This window comes from Archangium sp. (assembly GCF_036388035.1).
In the GTDB taxonomy this organism is placed as follows: domain Bacteria; phylum Myxococcota; class Myxococcia; order Myxococcales; family Myxococcaceae; genus Archangium.
Map to the genome: position 1 here is coordinate 1 of NZ_DASVSO010000735.1, position 16,104 is coordinate 16,104.

The window sequence follows — 16,104 nt, forward strand, 5'->3', positions numbered from 1 at the left end:
TCCTCGGCGGCGGCGGGGAGGGCCAAGAGGAAGCCGAGGGCGAGCAATCGGTGCAAGGGCAAGCGTTCCTTCCGGTGAGGAGAGAGGAGCCCCGCGTTGTTGCCCGGGAATGGTGCGCCGTCAACCCGCGCGCGCCGCGGATGCACGTCGGGCTTGAGTTGGGGGCGGGGACTGCGGAAGGTTGGGCCGAATGGCGACGAAGCACTACATCTATCTGGTTCCCGGCTTCTTCGGCTTCGCCAACCTGGGAGAGCTGCTCTACTTCGGGCACGTGCGCGACTACTTCGTGGCGGAGCTGGCCCGTCGCGGCGTGGAGGTCGAGGTGGTGCAGGTGCTCTCCCACCCCACCGGCTCCATCCGCCTGCGCGCCGCGGATCTCCACAAGGCCATCGAAGCCAGCGTGAAGGACGATGACGGTCCCATCCACCTCATCGGCCACTCGACCGGGGGACTGGACGCGCGGCTCTTCGTCAGCCCGAGCGCCTCGCTGGGCGAGGACGTGGACCTGGAGCGCTTCGCCCGGCGGGTGCGCACGGTGGTGACGGTGTCCACCCCGCATGCGGGCACGCCGCTGGCCTCCTTCTTCCTGGGCCTCTTCGGGCAGAAGCTGCTGCAGCTGCTGTCGCTCTTCACCGTGTACGTGCTGCGCTTCGGCCGGCTGCCGCTGCGCGTGGCCTTCCGGCTCGGCAGCCTGCTGACGCGCTGGGACGAGCAGCTCGGCTTCCGCCCCACCCTGTTGGACCAGCTCTTCGAGCAGCTCCTGGGGGACTTCTCCACCGAGCGCCGGGAGGAGCTGGTCCGCTTCCTGGGTGACGTGGGCAACGACGCCTCCCTCATCCCCCAGCTCACCCCCGAGGGCATCGACCTCTTCAACGCGGGCACGCAGGACCGGCCCGGGGTGCGCTACGGCTCGGTCATCACCCAGGCGCGGGCGCCGTCGCTGCGCACGCGGTGGAGCGCGGGACTGGACCCATACGCCCAGCTCACGCACACCGTGTACTCCTTCCTCTACGGACGGGCGCAGAACATGCCCCTCACGGCGATTCCCCCTCACACCCCGGCCCAGACGGCGGCGCTGGTGGAGGCCTATGGGGCCCTGCCAGGGCCGCAGGCCTGTGACGGCATCGTCCCGACGCGCTCGCAGGTCTACGGGCGGGTGCTCACGGCGGTGCGGGCGGATCACCTGGACGCCATCGGCCACTTCGACCAGCCCGCGCACCGGCCGCCGCACGTGGACTGGCTCATCTCGGGCTCCGGCTTCCGCCGGCTCCAGTTCGAGCGCCTGTGGCGCACCGTGGTGGATTTCGTCCTGCTGGAGACCTGATACACCCGGGGCCCTCCCCACCGCCCTGGAGCCCCCACTTGAATCCGCTTCGCGTCTCCGCTCCGCGCACTCCCCGGGCCCTCGTGCTGGCGCTGCTCGCCGTCCTGATGGGCTGTGCCACCGTCCCCCCGGCGCGGCCCACCGAGCGCGTGCCCGTGCTGTTCGTGCACGGCACCGATGACACCCCGGGCGCCTTCTTCGCGATGCTCGACGCCTTCCAGGAGGCGGGCTGGCCGGAGGAGCGGCTCCACGCGGTGCGCCTGCACCCCAACAACGGCCAGCTGCCCCTCGAGGTGATGGCGTACCAGGTGCGCCGGGCGGCGGAGGGCCTGCGCCAGCGCACCGGCGCCGAGCGCATCGACGTGGTGGCCTTCAGCCAGGGCACGCTGTCCACGCGCTACTGGATGCAGGCGCTGGGAGGCCAGCCGCGCGTGCGGCGCTTCGTCTCCATCTCGGGGCCGCACCATGGCACGCGGATGGCGTACCTGAAGAGGGACCCGGCCCTGGTGCAGATGCGCCCGGACAGCGACTTCCTGCGCGAGCTGAACCGCCATGAGAACCCCTTCGGCGACACCGAGGTCTTCTCCTTCTGGACGCCGCTCGACAGCACCGTCGTCCCCGCCCAGAGCGCGCGCCTGCCGGGCGCCACCGAGCGCACCTTCCTCGTGCCCCTGCACCAGCTCATGCTGAGCAGCCCGGCCGTCATCTCCGCCACGGTGGAGGCGCTGTCGGCCCCCTCGGGCAGGTAACCCGAGCCTCTCGTGCCCACGCCCGCCTGCCCTCCGGGCGGGGCAGCTCCCGGTTGGCGTGGGCCCACTCCGTCCCCACCGTCATGGCAAACCCGGCGGCTCGCCGCCCGGGCGGAACCATCACGAGGGACGCGTATGACCACGAAGTTCCCCAGCCACATCAATCTCCCACGCGAGGCCCGCGCGGATCTCATCGAGCTGCTCAACAGCTGTCTGGCCACCGCCATCGACCTGCACTGGCAGGTGAAGCAGGCCCACTGGAACATCCGCGGCAGGAACTTCATCAGCCGCCACGAGCTCTTCGACGACGTCGCCGATCACGTCCGCGCGCACGCGGACAAGTTCGCCGAGCGCGCCGGAGCCCTCGGAGGCTATGCCCAGGGCACCATCCGCCTGGCCGCCAAGAACAGCGAGCTGGAGGAGTATGACCTGAGCGCGGTCAACGGCGACGACCACATCCGCGTCCTCGTGGATCGCGTCGCCCGCTACGCCTCCGCCGTCCGGGAGGGCATCCAGCGCACCGCGGACCTCAACGACCCGGTCACCGAGGACCTGTTCACCCAGGTGCTCGGCGAGGTGGAGCAGGACCTCTGGTTCCTGGAGAGCCACCTGTACGGCTCGGCCACCACGGGGCGTCAGGAGGCCTCTCCGCCCACCATCCAGGAGGAGCGTCCCTCCCTTCCCAACGCCTGAACCCCCTTCCGGCCCGCGCGCCCACATGCGCGCGGGCCACCTGGCGGATTAGAGAGGGCCCTCAGCTCAGGATTTGCGGGAGGGCGACAGCGGATGACGCCGGGAACCATGGAAGGGAAGGTGTGTCTCATCACCGGAGCCACCTCGGGCATCGGGCTGGAGTCGGCCCGGGCGCTCGCGCGCCAGGGGGCCACGGTGGTGCTGTCGGGGCGTGACAAGGGCCGCGGTGAGGCCGCGCTCGCGGAGGTGCGCCGCACCGTCCCCGACGCGAAGCTGGACCTGATGCTCGCGGATCTCACCTCCCTGGCCTCCGTGCGCCAGCTCGCGCGGGACTTCCAGCGCAAGTACTCGAAGCTGGACGTGCTGCTCAACAACGCGGGCCTCGTCATCGACCGGCGCAAGCTGACGCCGGATGGCTTGGAGGCCACCTTCGCCACCAACCACCTCTCCCACTTCCTGCTGACGAACCTGCTGCTGGGCCTGCTCGAGTCCAGCGGCGCGGCGCGCGTGGTGAACGTCTCCTCCGAGGCCCACCGCCTCGGCTCGGTCGACTTCCTCGACGACCCGCAGGCCGAGCGCGGCTACAGCACCATGAAGGTCTACGGCAACTCGAAGCTGGCCAACATCCTCTTCACCCGGGGGTTGAAGCGGCGGCTGGAGGGCACGAAGGTGACGGCCAACAGCCTGCACCCGGGCGTGGTGCGCACCGGCTTCGGCCTCAACTCCGAGGGCTTCTTCAAGCACCTGGTGAAGCTGACCGCGCCCTTCATGCTGTCGGCCGAGGGCGGCGCCCGCACCTCGGTGTTCCTGGCCTCCTCGCCCGAGGTGGATGGCGTGAGCGGCAAGTACTTCATCAAGAGCAAGGTGGCGAAGGAGTCCAAGGCCGCCCAGGACGACGCCGCCACCGAGAAGCTGTGGCAGCGCAGCGCCGAGCTGACGGGAGTGGGACGATGATCGACCTCTACACGTTCACCACGCCCAACGGGCGCAAGGTGTCCATCGCCCTGGAGGAGCTGGGGCTGCCCTACAACGTCCACGTGGTGGACATCATGAAGGGCGACCAGTTCAAGCCCGAGTTCCTTGCCATCAACGCCATCAACCCCAACAACAAGATTCCGGCCATCGTCGACCCGCAGGGTCCGGGCGGTAAGCCGTTCTCCGTCTTCGAGTCCGGGGCCATCCTGCTCTACCTGGCGGAGAAGACGGAGAAGCTGCTGCCGGCGGACGTGCGCGGGCGCACCGAGGCGGTGCAGTGGCTGATGTTCCAGATGAGCGCCGTGGGCCCGATGCTCGGACAGCTCGGCCACTTCAAGCGCGCCGCCAAGGAGCGGATTCCGTACGCCATCGAGCGCTACTCCAAGGAGTCCGAGCGCATCCTCGGAGTGATGGACAAGCACCTCGCCCAGCACGAGTTCCTGGCGCCAGAGTACTCGGTGGCGGACATCGCCACCTACCCGTGGCTCAAGGGCGCGGGGGAGTTCTACCCGGAGCTGATGCAGCCGGTGGCGAACGTGCGGCGCTGGCTGGACACCGTGGGCGCGCGCCCGGCGGTCCAGCGCGGCATGAAGGTGCCGGAGCTCAAGTAGTCCCAGCCAGGGGCGCGGAGGGCCATGGCCTCCGTGTGTCGGTGGTTGGACTCGGGGCAGCCCTCCGGGTGCATTGCGCCACCTGGGCTGGATATGGAATTGACTCATTCTCCTCCAGGGGGGGACGAGATGAGAATCCATTCCAGGATACCGCCGCAGGTACCCCGCCGCACTGAGACAGACCCGAAGCCCAACACCGTCAAGAACAAGGCACAGGAGGGTGTGCGAACAGACGCCTCCCTCGGCGCCACGGCAGGACAGGCGGCCCGCAGGACTGGTCACGTGGCGACCGACGCGTTCGTTTCCACGACACCAGAGGTCCAGACGACCTTCCAGAAGCAGTTCGGCACGCTGGCGGCGGACAAGGACAAGTTCCACGGCACGATGCGGGCTGTTTTCGGAGAGGGGTACGACGCAGCCCAGGCCGAGCAGTACCGGCAACGGGCGCTGACGGGCGACTTCAAGTGGATGCCCCCGGTGAAATGGGTGGAGCCCGAGACGCTTGGTGGCGCCAACGGAGCCTATGACGCCGAGTCGGGGACGGTGTTTCTCAACCGGGCGCTGGACCCAGCGCTGGCCGCGTCCACCTACGTGGAGGAGGCAGGCCACCATCTCGATGCGCGCCTCAACGCGAAGGACACGCCAGGAGACGAGGGCGAGCTGTTCCGGCGCATCCTGTCCGGCGAGAAGTTGTCATCGGCCCAGGTGGCGGAGATCCGGGCCGAGAATGACAAGGGCATCATCCACGTCGACGGCAAGGCGAAGGAGGTCGAATTCTGGAACCCCTTCAAAGCTATCGGCAACGCGGTTGGCTCCGCCGCGAAGGCGGTCGGCAATGCGGTCGGCTCCGCAGCGAAAGCGGTCGGTAACGTCGTGAAGGAGGCCAGCCTGCGCGTGGGTGACGGCGTGCGCAGCCTGGCAACGGGGATCGGCAGTGCCATGGTCGGTGCCGCCCGCAACACCGGGGAGGGAATCGGCACCTTCTTTGGTGGCGTCGGCAAACTCTTCACCGGGAAGTTCGGTGAGGGGTTCAAGCAGATGGGTCTCGGCCTCTTGAAGACCTTCATCCAGACTCCAGTCGACGCGTTCCTACTCCTGGGCGGGCGAGCGCTCAGTGCCGTGCAGACGTTGATCGGCGTAGAGCCGCCGGGCCGCAAGCTGAATGACGATCAGATTGCCGCCCTCAAGAAGGTCTACGGCGACAGCATTGATTACTCCTCCGTGCGCATCAAAGAGGGCAACGCAGGGCTGTTCAGCCTCACAGGCCGTGCGTTCACCCATGGCAACACCATCTACATCCCTCCGAATGATCTCCCGCTCACCGATGACCTGCTGGTGCATGAGATGGCGCATGTCTGGCAGCACCAGAACGGCGGAACGGACTACATGAGCGAGGCGCTCCTGAGCCAGAACGTCGGAGACGGCTACGACTTCGAGAAGGGTATCCGTGAGGGGAAGTCCTGGAGCGAGCTGAACCCGGAGCAGCAGGCCGAACTGCTGCAACAGGCCCAGCTCAAAGGCTTCTTCAACCCGCCTCCAGGCAAACAGTTCGAGTTCAGAGGCACCAACTACACGGACTACCTGCTGGCCGCACTCAAGCAGGTGCGCGCGGGCAAGGGGGCGCCCTAGGTGATGCGCACGCTGCGAGCAACTCGGGGTCCGTGGCTCGGCCTCCTGTGCGCCGCCACCCTCCTGCTCTCCGCCTGCTGGCCAAGACTCCAGGTCGAGCTGGCGTCTCAGGAGGAGCGGCTCCCGACTCCCCACTTCCTGGTCACGGACCCGGAGCACCCGGAGCGCCCGCTCTACAACACCATCCAGGTGCTGGACCGAGAGGGCCATGTCGTCTGGCACCTGCGCGCCGAGCCGTTTGGCGACAAAAACAGCGTCAGCCGGTTCTCCTATGGAGATGCGCCCTCGGGATTCGAGGCGGTGGAGGAAGCAACGCCCCTCCAGCCAAATGGGCGGTATGCCCTCTTCGTGATTGGCAAGAATCGCGGCTCCCTCCACTTCGACGTCGACGCGGAGGGCCATGTCCACGCCGTGGAGCCGTGATGCGGCGGGGGTCAGCGCTCCTGGCCCAACCTTTGGAATTCCAGGAGGCACCTGCCCGTCAAGCCACCAGACGGGCGGGCATTCCCGGCGGGAATACGGTGGGTGGGGTGCCTAGCTTGAGGGGCACCATGAGTGAGCTCGTCACCCCATCTCGCGGCTTCTTGAAATCGCTCGGCCCCGGCTTCGCGGGCGCTGTCTCCCTCACGCTCGTCCACCAGGGCGCGCGCACCGTGCTCAAGCACCCCCCGCGCATGGACGTGCTCGGCATGCGCTCGCTGAAGAAGGTGTCCAAGTGGCTCGGCGTGCGCCCCGCACATGGCCGCAGGCTGTACCAGCAGAGCCTCGTGGGAGACCTCATCAGCAATACCCTCTACTACGCGCTGGTGGCCATGGGCCGCCCCCGTCGCATCTACCTGAAGGGGGCCCTCCTGGGAGCGCTCGCGGGCCTGGGCGCCGTGGTGCTGCCGCCCTACCTCGGGCTCGGCGAGCGCCCCAGTCGCGCCAGGCGCTCCACCGCGTTCTTTACCGTGGCCTGGTACACCCTCGGGGGCCTCGGCTCCGCGCACGTCGCCAGACGCTCGCTCCTGGCGCCCGCCCCCTAGACCCTCTGGGTCCGAGGGGAGACAAGCACTCCCGCGGGCCCTGCGCGCCACCTCACATCGGCCCTCCGGTGACACCAACTCCCGAGGAGCAGCACTCCATCGTACGAGTCGGTGAGGACCCGTGGGTGGGGGCGGGCAAACGGGGGCCTGATGAGGGGATACACAGCATCATGGGACAGCGGGAGTGACCCCAGTGGGGCTCCATGCTCGGACTCCAGCCTGCTTGGCGTCGTGGACCAGCGCTATCAGCTCGTCGCACTGCTGGGCCAGGGTGGTTTCGGAAAGGTCTACCTCGCACGGGATCGGCTCAACGGGTGGGTGGCGCTCAAGCAACTGACCTCGGGCCGGTATGGCGTCTCCCCGTATGCACATCGCCACAAAGAGCCCTACGGCTCGGCCATGTCGCTGGCGCGGGAGTTCGAGATCCTCGCCTCACTGCGGCACCCGAACATCATCAGCGTCCTCGACTATGGTTTCGATGGGCGGCAGCGGCCCTATCTGGTCCTCGAGCTCCTCAAGAACGCCCAGACAATCACCGAGGCGGGGCGAGGTCAGCCCCTCCACGCGCGGGTCGGCCTGCTGGTGCAGATGCTCCAGGCGCTCCTCTACCTGCACCGCCGCGGCATCATCCACCGCGACCTCAAGCCCGCCAACGTCCTGGTGGTCGACGGACAGGTCAAGCTGCTGGACTTCGGACTGGCGTTGACCGAGTTCCAGCAGCTCGAGTCGATGAGGTCGGGAACGCCCGGCTACCTCGCTCCCGAGGTGCTCCGGGGCAAGCCCCCCTCCGTGCGCTCGGACCTCTACGGGGTGGGGGTGATCGCCTACGAGCTCTTCCTCGGGATGCATCCGTACGCGCGGCGCTCGCCGCGCCCCGGGAATCCCGGCAGCTACCGCGACAGGTATGAGCCGCCCACCCAGTCCCATGGCGGCGAATCGGACCTCTCCCTGTTGCTCTATCAGCTGGTCGCCATGGAGTACGACGACGAGGACAGCCGGGGCATCGAAGTCCCCGACAGCTTGGAGCCAGGGCTCACCCAGGTGCTTCGCAAGCTGCTCGCACCCAATCCCCAGGAGCGCTTCCAGAGCGCCGATGCGGCGATCACCGCCCTGTGCGAGGCAACGGGTCAGACCCTCCCCATCGAGACGGCGGCCACCCGCGAGAGTTTCCTGCAAGCCGCACGCTTCGTCGGTCGGCAGTGGGAGCTGACGCTGCTCGGCAAGGCCCTCACCCAGGCCGAGCGGGAGGAGCAGGGAGGAGCCTGGCTGTTGGCCGGCGAGAGCGGCGTGGGAAAGTCCCGCCTGTTGGCTGAGCTCCGCAACCTGGCGCTGGTCCGGGGTGCGACGGTCCTGCACGGTCAGGCCATCCACGGCGGCAGCGGCCCCTACCATCCCTGGCGGGAGATCCTCCGCGGGCTGACCCTTCTCACCCGGCTCGATGAGCGGGAGGCGTCGATCTTCAAGCCGCTCGTGCCAGACATCGGTCCCCTGCTGCAACGCGACATCCCGGATCCCGAGCCGCTCGCGGCGGAGGCGGCCCACCTGCGCCTGCTCACCACGGTGGAAGATGTCTTCAACCGGCTCCCCCGGCTGACCGTGCTCCTCCTGGAGGATCTGCAGTGGGCCGACAGCGCCACCCTGTCACTCCTGGCACGGCTCGCCGTCCTGGCGCCGAAGACGCGGCTGCTCGTCGTGGGCAGCTACCGGGACGATGATTGCCCCCGGCCGCCCGCCGAGCTGGGCTCGCTGCCCGTGCTGAAGTTGCCGCGGCTCTCGACCGGGGAGATCTCCGTGCTGAGCGAGTCGATGATGGGCGCCGCCGGCAGGGAGCCGCGCGTGGTCTCGCTGCTCGAGCACGAAACGGAGGGCAACCCCTTCTTCCTCGTCGAGGTGCTCCGGGCGCTGGCGGAGGAGAGCGGGCAATTGGACCACATCGGCCGTGCCGCCCTTCCCGCCCGGATGTTCGTCGGAGGAATGCGCACCCTCATCGAGCGCCGTCTCGGGAAGGTGCTTCCGGCGGCACGCGAGCTGCTCCGGCTGGCGGCCATCCTCGGGCGGGAGCTCCACGAGGAGCTGCTGCACGCGGCCGCACCCACGCTCGACCTGGAGGGCTGGCTGAGCGGGTGTGCCGACGCCGCGGTGCTCGAGGTCGCCGGCAACCGCTGGCGCTTCGCCCACGACAAGCTGCGGGAAGGGCTCCTGGAGCCACTGGCGCCCGCCGACGCGGCGCGGTTGCACCGTCAAGCCGCCCAGCTCATTGAAGCGGTCCACCCGGAGGACACGGCCTGGGTGGCGGCACTCGCCCACCATTGGGGAGCGGCCGGCGAGCCCGCCAAGGAGGCCCTCTATTCCGAACGGGCCGGAGAGCAGGCACTCCAGGTAGGTGCCTGCCACGAGGCCATCCGCTTCCTCCAGCGGGCCCTGACCCTGGTGGAATCCCCGCCTCCCGGGGTGGGCTCCCGGTCGCACTGGCGCCCTCGGTTGGGGCACCTCGAGAGCCTGCTCGCGGAAGCCTTCTTCCAGCTCAACAACCTGGAGGAGTTCCGGCACTACACCGAGCGCGCCATGGGCCACTTCGGCCATCCCCTCCCCACCCGCGGGCTCGGGTGGGCGCTGGGCACGCTGGGACAGGTAGCGCTGCGCGTGCTGCAGCGGGCCTGTCCCCCGGCCTTCACGGTGCGTTCGGAGGAACGGCGGCGGGCCCGGCTGGAGGCCACGCAGCTCTGCCTGCGCCTCAGTGACTTCTTCATCTACCAGCACCAGCCGCTCCCGCTGCTCTGGTCGGGGCTGCGCCTGCTGAACCTGGCCGAGCCGGCGGGGCCCTCCGCGGGACTGGCACGTGGCTATGCCGGGATGGCGGTGGTCGCCAGCATCATCCCCCTGCGTCGGCTGGCCCGGGCCTGGAGCAAGAGGGCCCTGGCCCTGGCGGACCGGGTGGGCCACAAGGTGGACCAGACCTTCGTCCTCGTCCGCCTCGGTGTCGTGAGTGCCTCGGCCGCGCGGTGGAGCGAGGCGGAGGCGTACCTGGACCGGGCCTTCGGCCTCGTGGAGGGCGTGGGCGACTACCGGCTGGCGGAGGAGTGCCGCAACCTGCGGATCCTGTTGAGCGACTACCAGGGGCGCTTCGCGCGCATCCTCCCCCTGACCCAGTGGCTGCAGGAGTCGGCACGACGCCGCGGTGCCGATCTCCACTACGTGGGCGTCTACTGCGAAGCCGCCGCCCTGCTGCGGTTGGGGCGCACGCAGGAGGCCCTCGCCCGACTGGGGCCCATCCTCTCCGAAGTGGAGAGCATGAAGATCCCCGTCAACATGGTCTGGGTGCTCGGAACCCTGGCGCTGGCGAGCCTGCGGCAGGGAGACCTGGCATCCGCGCGACGCGCGGCGAAGAGTGTCCTGGAGCACTCCCAGAGCAGGCCCGTGGCGCACTTCGACTACGTGGGCCTGTCGGCCACGTTGGAGACGTACCTCCTCCTGCGGGAGCAGGCCGTCCGGGAAGGCGCTCCGCCAGCGGTACGCGCGGCCCTGGAGAAGGAGGTGTCCCGGGCCTGCGGGCGGCTGCGGGCCTTCTCCCAGGTCTTCACCTTCGGCAAGCCGCTGGCCTGGTTGGCGCGCGGCAGCCAGGCCTGGCACTCCGGCCACCCGCGGCGCGCACGCTGGGCCTGGAGGCGAAGCATCTCCTGGGCCCGGCGTCTGTCCATGCCCTACGAAGAGGCCCTGGCCCGGCTGGCCCTCTGCCAGGGCCTGGCGGCGGACCATCCGGAGCGGCGGGAGCACTGTCTGCACGCCATCGAGCACCTCACCTCGCTGGAGGCCCGGTACAACCTGGACCAGGCCCAGGCCCTGCTGGCGTCCTATTGCGAATGACACTCCGACCCCAGGACGTGGCCCTCCTGGCCTGTCCCACCTGCCGGAGCGCACTCCACTGGGAGGGCCGCGACCGGGAGGGGCTCCTCGACGAGGGCCTCCTGCGCTGCACCGGCTGCCGGGCCAGGTGGCCGGTGTCGAAGGGAATGCCCCGGCTGTACCGCGAGGAGGAGGTCCGCGGGAACGACCGTCTGCTGCGTGTCCTCTATGACGGGTTGCCCTGGCTCTACGAGCCGGTGACGGCCTGGGTCGCGCCTCGCATCGAGGGCCTGAGCGAGTCCGAGTTTCGCGCTCGCTACCTGCGCCGGCTCGAGCTCGACTCGCTCACGCCCCGACCGGATGGCGGGCCCGTGCGCATCCTGGAGATTGGAATCGGCACCGGCTCCAACCTGCCGCTCCTCCAGCGCGCGCTGCCACGGGGGCTGCACGTCGAGCTCTGGGGAGTCGACCTGAGCGCTGGGATGCTGTCCAGGTGTCGCGAGCGGCTCGTGCGCGGTCACCACGGGAACGTCCGCCTGCTCCAGGCGGACGCCCACGCGCTGCCCTTCCCCGAGCACTGTTTCGATCGGGTGCTGGAGACGGGCGGCATCGGCGGCTACCGCGCTCCGCGCAGGGCCCTCGCGGAGCGCGCCCGGGTGGCCCGTCCCGGGACGCCCATCGTCACCGTGGATGAGCAACTCGACACGCGCGAGCCGCTTCCGCTGCGGCTCCGGGCGGCCTTCCGCGCGCTCACCTTCTACAACCAGAAGCCGCGCAGCCCCCGGGCCCTGCTTCCCCCCGAGGCAACGGACATCCTCGACGAGCAGCTGAGCCGCTTCTACTTCTGCCTCACCTTCCGCATGCCCGAGCCGGCGCGCTCCTCTTCACGGGGAACGGTTGAGGACCAGGTCGATTAGCCGGAGCATCATCCCTCCGGTGAAGTCGATGGTAGCGCCGTTGAACCAGGAGGACTCCTCGCCCACGAGCACGGAGACCAGGCGGGCCACCTCCTCCACGGTGCACATCCGGCCGGCGGGATTCATCAACCGGTGCGCCTCCTCCAGCCGGGCCATCGTCTCTGGCGGGTAGACGTGCCGCACGGCCGGCGTCACCACCGTCCCGAACTTCAGGAGGTTGACCCGGTACCCGCGCGGGCCGAGCTCCACGGCGAGCTGCCGCACATAGATTTCCAACGCCGCCTTGGCGGCGGTGATCGCGCCGCAGTTGGGCAGGAGCGACTCGGAGAGCGGGTTGGTGAGCCCGAGCAGGCGCGCATCCGGGGCCAGCAGCTCCCTCTCCAGGAGGGCGCGGGTCCAATAGACGAACGAGTGGGCCATGGCATCGAAGGTCTTCTCCACCTGGCGAGGGTGGAGCGGCGCCTCGCCCGTGGCGAGCAATCCCACCGAACCGGAGGCGATGGAATGGACGAACAACTTCACGCTCCGGGGACCCGCCACCTCGAAAAGAGCCTTGGCGCCCTCGAGAGCGCCCTCCGCGGTCCCCGCGTCCGCCTGCCGCATCACCATGCGCACGCCCTTGTCCGTCACCGCGCGCTCCACCGCGGCGGCCTGCTCCGGGTAGCGCCCCCGATGCATCCCGAACACGTTCAGCCCGGGCCTGTCCGCCACCGCCTCGGCGATGGCCGCGCCCGATCCCGACGAAGCGCCGAGAATCACCGCCCAGCTCCGTCCACTCATGTCGCGCGCTCCCTCCGTCCCGAGTCGAGCAGCTCCTGAACGGCCCCCATCACTTCGCGGTGCAGCCCGAGCAGCGCGGGCCTGTCCTCGGGCTCCACCCTTCCACCGAGGTGCCGGAGGATGGGCTGCCCCACCCGCTGCGTCACCTTCACCGGAAAGGGCAGCGAGAAGGGCCACGGGCCGGTGGCGCCAATCCCAAGCCAGAGTGGCAGCCGCGCGGGCAGCCCCAACCGCCGCCCCAGCGCGTAGCCATTGTTGAGCCCCAGGTAGAGGTCATCCACCCCATCCGCCGCCACCGGAATGATGGGGAGCTGATGTTCGAGGGCGAGCCGCAGATACCCGACCCGCTCCCCCCAGTCGACCCGGTAGCGGTGAAGGAAGCTGCGGCAGCCTTCGCGCGTCCCTCCCGGTTGGACGAGCACGTGCCTGCCCCCCGCCACCGCCGCCGCCAGCTCCGGCCCCTCCCCCACCACGAACCCCACATCGTCGAGCACCTGGCGGAGCAGCGGGTGCCCGAAAGCACCGTGCACCACCCCCACGGGGAGCTGGCCCAGGTGCTCGTGCAGGGTGACGGTCAGCATGCACAGGTCCAGCGCCAGGGGCCGGCCGTGGTAGCCCACGAGCAGGGCCGCGCCGGGACGAAGCAGGCGCTCCAGCCCACGCACCTCGTAGCGCAGGTAGTGGCGGAGCATCCCAAAGGTCCTCAGCCAGACCGTCCGCGCGAGCCCCGGCCTCATCCGCCCACCCGGTAGAGGACGGCGCCATAGGAGACGCCGGCCCCCACTCCCACCATCAGGAGCCGAGCTCCCGGGCGCACGGGGCGGGTCCGGAGCAGGCGATCCAGGCTGATGGGAATGGAGGCCGCGCCCACGCTGCCCACCTCCTCCACCACCGGCACGATTCGCGCCGACTCCACACCGAGCGTCCCCGCGATGAGCTGGAGCATGGAGCCGTTGGGCTGGTGCGGGAGCACCCAGTCCACCTCACCCAGCGTCAGCCGGGCCTGCTCCAGCACGGAGCGGGTGGCGGTCATCAGGGCCCTGCTCGCCACCTCCGCGATCCGCTGGTTGGGAACCTCGAAGCGCACCCGCTCCATCGCACGCGTCACCATGGGGTTGGGCACCCAGACGTCCTGAGGCTGGGTCCCGTCGTTGGCGAAGGCCGCCCCCACGACGCCCTCCCCCGCACGCGCTGGCCCCAGGATGGCGGACACGGCGGCATCCCCGAAGACGAAGTAGGGCCGGGGATCCTCCGGAGAGATGAGCCGCGAGCCGAGCTCCACCACGACGATCGCCACCGGCGCGAGTCCGGTCGCCACCGAGCGGCTCGCCACATCGAAGGCGGAGAGGAACCCCATGCAGGCGTTGCTGAGATCGAACGCGTCGCACGACCCGGCGATCCCCAGCTCGGCGGCGACCCGGTTGGCGGTAGCTGGACCGAGGACATCCCCGCCCGCGGAAGTGACGAACAGGAGGCGCCGCAGGTCCCGAGCCTCCAGCCCCGCCGCGGCGAGGGCCCGGCGAAGCGCTTCAGCGCCCAGTGCGGCCATGGAGGTCCCCGGGGCCGCCCAGTGGCGGGTGCGGATGCCCGTCTTGCGCTCCATCTCCGAGGGCTCTCGCCCCAGGGCTTGCGCCAGCTCCTCCGTGGTGACCCTGCGCTCCGGGAGAACGGTAGCGGTCCCCAGGATCCGACTCGGGAGCATCACGTCCATCTTCCACCCCCCTCGTTGTGGCGGGGGATGATAGCACTCCCACCCCGCGCGGCCTGGCGAACCCGCCGGGTGGACTCAGTGGGGACTCGCGCCGGGGGCCGCCTCCTCGCGCCCGGAGAACGTCCTGGCACGAGCGCTCGGACCCCGGGAGCCGGGGAGGTGCCGCCACCGCTCCGCGAACCGCTCCACCTGGCCGCGCAGCATCTCATCGTCCATCGCCATCTCGAGGATCTCCCGGGCGCGGGAGAAGTCCAGGGCCTGGGAGAGGGGCTCCTCCAGCTCGGACGTCCCGTCCACACCTTCGTCATCGTTGATGAAGACGTGGGCCAGGGAGCCCAGCTCGAAGCTGTTCGCGTACAGCATCATGTTTCCGCTGTACCAGAGGTCCACGAAGCGCCTCACGGGATCGAGTCCCTCCAGGAAGGTCTGGAGCCGCCCCGGGTTGTCGGGTCCCCTGCCCTGCTTCGCCAGCGGATAGCAGTTGACCGCCAGGATGAAGTCGGCGCCCGAGGTGGTCAGCACGGAGGCGGGCAGGTCGTTCAAGATGGCACCATCGACGAACCGGCCCGAGCGGTACGGAACCGAGGCGTTCAGCCCGGGCGGCGAGCAGCACATGGCGAGGGCCTGATCCACCCGCCCATCGAAGACCAGGTACGAGCGTCCCTCCGACAGGCTGGTCGCCACGGGCAGGCACCGGGTAGCGAAGCCCTGGAGGGGCAGGCGGCCCAGGTCCGCCTGGAACATCCGCTGGAGCAGCCAGGGGGTGACGAGGCTGGCCAACTGCGCCACCCGCAGGGACCTGCTCCGGCTCAGCTCGAGCAAGGCCTCCAGCCCGTCAGGCCCCAGGGCGCAGTAGTAGGCGGCCACGACCGAGCCAATGCTCGCGCCGCTCACCATGTCGATGGGTACCCCCAACGACTCCAGCATCCGGAGGATGGCCACATGACGGAATCCCCAGACGCCTCCACCACTGAGGGCCACCCCCACCCTTCGGTGGGTCACCGCCCGGGCCCATCGGCCCAGCGCATCGTTGATGCGACGCTCCCTCGTGAGTCCGACCGATGCGATGGGTCTCCCGGACGCAAGCAGCTCCAGGTCCTCCCGCGCGAGATCGACCCAGCAGACCGAGTAGCCGCCCTCGCGCTGGGTGGCGTGGGCGTCGTGCATCAGCATCAGCTCGCCACTCGCCCGCTGGCGTACGTTTTCGAGCAACACCACATCCAGGTGCTCGGTCTGACCATCGCCCTGCTCATCCCAATCCGTCGGTCTGGGCAGTCTGTCCGTCAACCGCACCACCGTATCAGCCTCGAGGGGGCTCGGGCCTGAGGTGATTATCTGCTCTTGGGTGAGGAAGACGTAATGGGCCTCGCCGCTTCCCGAGAAGCGCAGACCCGTCTGGACGCTCTCCTGGAAGTCATTCTGGATCCTGGCGGCGAGGTGCTCGAGCAGCGGTGCCAGGGGAATGCCCTCCAGCCGGCTCTCGAAGCGGATGACCTGGGGTCTGCTCGGCGCTACCGACGACACCTGCCTCCGGAGCAATCCCTCCTCCTGGAGCGACCGCCGGAACGCAGCGGACCGCTCATACAACGAGAGGAGCCTGGAGGCCTCGAGCCGGATGAATCGGGCGGGACCGCGCACGCGCACCCTCGGCGGTGGTCGCATCGACAGCCTCTCCTCGGAGCCGAACAGCACGGGCAGGCCCAACAGCCCGTCAGCCCGCGAACAGCCGAGCTCTTCTTGCCCCTCCCCCAACCGGAATTCCCCCTGGAGCGCGATCAGAGGCCCTTCGAGCTCCCGCGTCTCCCCGCCACGGAGGGTCTCCAGCTTGGCGCCTTCCAGGAATTGGA

The 16,104-nt window shown here is 69.6% G+C and carries 14 protein-coding genes; 10 read left to right on the forward strand and 4 right to left on the reverse strand.

Features of this window, described 5'->3' with window-relative positions; genetic code table 11:
• Positions 1 to 190 precede the first annotated feature (190 nt).
• The 10 genes from VF697_RS30140 to VF697_RS30185 all read left to right on the forward strand — a co-directional run bounded on the left by VF697_RS30140 (position 191) and on the right by VF697_RS30185 (position 11,766).
• Positions 191 to 1,324: a triacylglycerol lipase gene (locus VF697_RS30140; protein WP_331100297.1), complete on the forward strand. Its 1,134-nt coding sequence runs from the start codon at positions 191 to 193 to the stop codon at positions 1,322 to 1,324.
• 38 nt (positions 1,325 to 1,362) lie between these two features.
• Entirely contained in the window at positions 1,363 to 2,073 is a 711-nt protein-coding gene (locus VF697_RS30145) for a lipase (protein WP_331100299.1), read from the forward strand.
• Positions 2,074 to 2,208: 135 nt separating this feature from the next.
• Entirely contained in the window at positions 2,209 to 2,766 is a 558-nt protein-coding gene (gene dps, locus VF697_RS30150; RefSeq protein WP_331100301.1) for a DNA starvation/stationary phase protection protein Dps, read from the forward strand.
• A gap of 93 nt (positions 2,767 to 2,859) precedes the next feature.
• Positions 2,860 to 3,720 carry an SDR family oxidoreductase gene (locus tag VF697_RS30155; protein ID WP_331100302.1) on the forward strand — a complete coding sequence of 287 codons (861 nt, stop codon included), beginning with the start codon at positions 2,860 to 2,862 and terminating at the stop codon, positions 3,718 to 3,720.
• Positions 3,717 to 4,352 carry a glutathione S-transferase N-terminal domain-containing protein gene (locus tag VF697_RS30160; protein WP_331100303.1) on the forward strand — a complete coding sequence of 212 codons (636 nt, stop codon included), beginning with the start codon at positions 3,717 to 3,719 and terminating at the stop codon, positions 4,350 to 4,352. Before VF697_RS30155 ends, VF697_RS30160 begins: the two co-directional genes overlap by 4 nt.
• A 282-nt stretch (positions 4,353 to 4,634) precedes the next feature.
• Entirely contained in the window at positions 4,635 to 5,981 is a 1,347-nt protein-coding gene (locus VF697_RS30165) for an eCIS core domain-containing protein (RefSeq protein WP_331100304.1), read from the forward strand.
• Complete coding sequence (locus VF697_RS30170; RefSeq protein ID WP_331100306.1) at positions 5,982 to 6,404, forward strand: hypothetical protein; 423 nt, start codon at positions 5,982 to 5,984, stop codon at positions 6,402 to 6,404. It begins immediately after the preceding gene.
• 128 nt (positions 6,405 to 6,532) lie between these two features.
• Positions 6,533 to 7,006 (forward strand): hypothetical protein, encoded by a 474-nt coding sequence (locus VF697_RS30175; RefSeq protein ID WP_331100308.1) that lies wholly within the window; start codon positions 6,533 to 6,535, stop codon positions 7,004 to 7,006.
• Positions 7,007 to 7,237: 231 nt separating this feature from the next.
• Positions 7,238 to 10,870 (forward strand): serine/threonine-protein kinase PknK, encoded by a 3,633-nt coding sequence (locus VF697_RS30180; RefSeq protein WP_331100310.1) that lies wholly within the window; start codon positions 7,238 to 7,240, stop codon positions 10,868 to 10,870.
• On the forward strand, positions 10,867 to 11,766 hold the full coding sequence (locus VF697_RS30185; RefSeq protein WP_331100312.1) for a class I SAM-dependent methyltransferase: 900 nt from the start codon (positions 10,867 to 10,869) through the stop codon (positions 11,764 to 11,766). Before VF697_RS30180 ends, VF697_RS30185 begins: the two co-directional genes overlap by 4 nt.
• Here the strand turns inward: VF697_RS30185 and VF697_RS30190 are convergent.
• The 4 genes from VF697_RS30190 to VF697_RS30205 form a co-directional block, all read right to left on the reverse strand.
• The gene (locus VF697_RS30190) at positions 11,734 to 12,546 is read right to left on the reverse strand and encodes an SDR family oxidoreductase (protein WP_331100314.1); all 813 of its coding nucleotides are present in this window, start codon (positions 12,544 to 12,546) and stop codon (positions 11,734 to 11,736) included. The two genes, VF697_RS30185 and VF697_RS30190, sit on opposite strands and share 33 nt — an antisense overlap.
• Positions 12,543 to 13,238, reverse strand: a complete 696-nt coding sequence (locus VF697_RS30195) for a lysophospholipid acyltransferase family protein (RefSeq protein ID WP_331100316.1) — start codon at positions 13,236 to 13,238, stop codon at positions 12,543 to 12,545. Before VF697_RS30195 ends, VF697_RS30190 begins: the two co-directional genes overlap by 4 nt.
• A 41-nt stretch (positions 13,239 to 13,279) precedes the next feature.
• Positions 13,280 to 14,248: a 3-oxoacyl-ACP synthase III family protein gene (locus tag VF697_RS30200; RefSeq protein ID WP_331100319.1), complete on the reverse strand. Its 969-nt coding sequence runs from the start codon at positions 14,246 to 14,248 to the stop codon at positions 13,280 to 13,282.
• Positions 14,249 to 14,332: 84 nt separating this feature from the next.
• Positions 14,333 to 16,104 (reverse strand): patatin-like phospholipase family protein (locus VF697_RS30205; RefSeq protein ID WP_331100318.1); only part of this gene is annotated, 1,772 nt, incomplete at its 5' end.